Source organism: Caballeronia sp. BR00000012568055, assembly GCF_029439455.1.
In the GTDB taxonomy this organism is placed as follows: domain Bacteria; phylum Pseudomonadota; class Gammaproteobacteria; order Burkholderiales; family Burkholderiaceae; genus Caballeronia.
On the sequence record NZ_JAQFVG010000107.1, the window covers coordinates 1 to 2,124 of the forward strand.

The 2,124-nt window shown below is 59.5% G+C and carries 3 protein-coding genes; 1 reads left to right on the plus strand and 2 read right to left on the minus strand.

The window, feature by feature from the left end:
• The coding region (locus tag P7F28_RS06485; protein ID WP_277183669.1) for a Bax inhibitor-1 family protein at nucleotides 1-486 on the plus strand (486 nt) is incomplete at its 5' end.
• On the opposite strand, the gene P7F28_RS06490 is transcribed toward P7F28_RS06485, so the two are convergent.
• Nucleotides 449-1,744 (minus strand): NRAMP family divalent metal transporter, encoded by a 1,296-nt coding sequence (locus tag P7F28_RS06490; protein ID WP_277183675.1) that lies wholly within the window; start codon nucleotides 1,742-1,744, stop codon nucleotides 449-451. The two genes, P7F28_RS06485 and P7F28_RS06490, sit on opposite strands and share 38 nt — an antisense overlap.
• A 13-nt stretch (nucleotides 1,745-1,757) precedes the next feature.
• Nucleotides 1,758-2,124: hypothetical protein (locus tag P7F28_RS06495; RefSeq protein ID WP_306805812.1), on the minus strand; the 367-nt coding region annotated here is incomplete at its 5' end.

The window sequence follows — 2,124 nt, forward strand, 5'->3', positions numbered from 1 at the left end:
ACGACGCGATCCTATCTCTCGCGTTTCGATTCATTTCTATTCATGGGCCTCATCGGCATCGTGATAGCGGTACTAGCGAACCTTTTCCTCGCTTCCACGGCACTGCAGCTCGTTGTATCCGTGATCGGCGTTGTTGTATTCACTTGCCTGACTGCATACGATACGCAACGAATCAAGGCTATCTATAGCGCCGGCGAAGATGACGTTATTGCAGGGAAGAAAGCGATCATGGGCGCACTCGCCCTGTATCTGGACTTTCTCAACGTTTTCCTTTTGTTGTTGAGGCTGTTGGGAAACCGCCGTCGAAACCAGGTCGCAGAGAGGCGCTGTCGTAGCGAACCGCGATCTTCGGATCGAAACTGTCCGCGCGAAAGACCGGCATTCTTGACGAACGACATGATTGAGCACGTTGGCTCGATTGATCGCCGTCGATCGCATCGGACCGTCGTTACAGAAGGAACATCGCAAGCGCCGATACGCCCATAACGGCGGTGGCAATCCAGCCGAGAAAGCGCACCGGCTTGCTCGCAACATAAGGGCCCATGACCGCGGTGCTCGAAACGAGGACGATCACCACGATCATCAGCGGCACCGCAACCAGACCGTTGATGACGGCGCTCCAGAACAAAGCACGCATAGGGCTGATCGGCGAGTACTGGAGCGCGAGCCCGATGAGCACGCTCGCTGCAATGATGGAATAGAACCCGCGGGCGTCGGCCACTTTGCGCTCCAATCCCTCCCGCCAGCCCATCGCTTCGGAGAGTGCGTAAGCGCCGGATCCGGCGAGGACGGGCACGCCGATCAAGCCCACGGCGAGAATCCCGATCGCGAACAGAAAATACGCAAAGTCGCCTGCGAGAGGGCGCAAAGCGCTGGCCGCCCTCGCAGCGGTATCGATGTCCGTGACGCCTGCCGCATGCAGCGTCACGGCCGTTGCGAGGATGACGAACCATGCCGTGAGATCCGAATAGAACATCCCGCTCCACGTATCCCATCGAATCCGGCGTAATTCGGTGACGGCGCTGTCCGGGTCGCTTCTGAGCAGCGTGGCGCGCTTCGCGCGCATGTCCTCAACCTCTTCCGAGGCCTGCCAGAAGAATAGATAAGGGCTGATGGTGGTGCCGAACACGCCGAGCACGACGGCGGCCGCGGACGCATCGAGCCTAAAGCGCGGCCAAACGGTGCGTAGCGCCACTTGTCCCCATGGCACGTGCACCGTAAAGAGAACCGCCGCGTAGGCAAGCAGCGAGAGCGTCAGCCATTTCAAAACGAATACATAACGGTGATACGGCAAGAAGACTTGCAGCAGCAGTGTCACGAATACGAACAACACCGTCATGGAGTGGCGATCGACGCCCGTCACCAGTTCAGCGGCCTCACCCATCGCGGCCACGTCGGCGGCGATGTTCAACGTATTCGCGATCAGGAGCGAGGCGACGACGCCGTAAAGCACAGCCGGAGCAAACGCGATCTTGATGTTGGCTGCCAGTCCCTTTCCGGTCACGCGCCCGAGACTGCCGCACATCGACTGAACAGCCGCCATCAAGGGGAACGCGAGCGGCATCGTCCATAACATGCCGAGGCCGAATTGCGCGCCCGCCTGCGAATAGGTGGCGATACCGCTCGGATCGTCGTCCGCCACACCCATGATGAGTCCGGGGCCGACCTGAGCGAGCGGATGCGCTTTAAGACGAGCTAGAAGCTCCTGTAGATAGCCGGATCGCGATTTACCCTCGACGCGCATCGATTTCCCCTCGTCAGGCGTGGCCTGGCCCGAGACCCGCGCCCGGCGAAGGAATGCTGTTTTCATTCGCATCGCACCATCGGATCGCCCATTGCTGCGCTGCCTCGACCGCGTCCGCATCGCATCCAAAGTCGCCGATGTCGCCTGACCACTTCACCTCGCCGGCGTCATCGGCCAGAGAATAAAGATAGATCTTTGCGCGCGCGTAGTAATGCCCGCCCTCTTCGAGGCACGAAGCGTCGATGCGAAACTTCTTGTACTCGAAATCCATGATCGTCTCCCAAGCTGTCCAAGAAACTCTCTGTGATTGCCTGATGCAACCGGTATCCGCGCTATGGGCAGAATGCGCGTAGCACAGTTCACGCGTTTGACTCTGATCA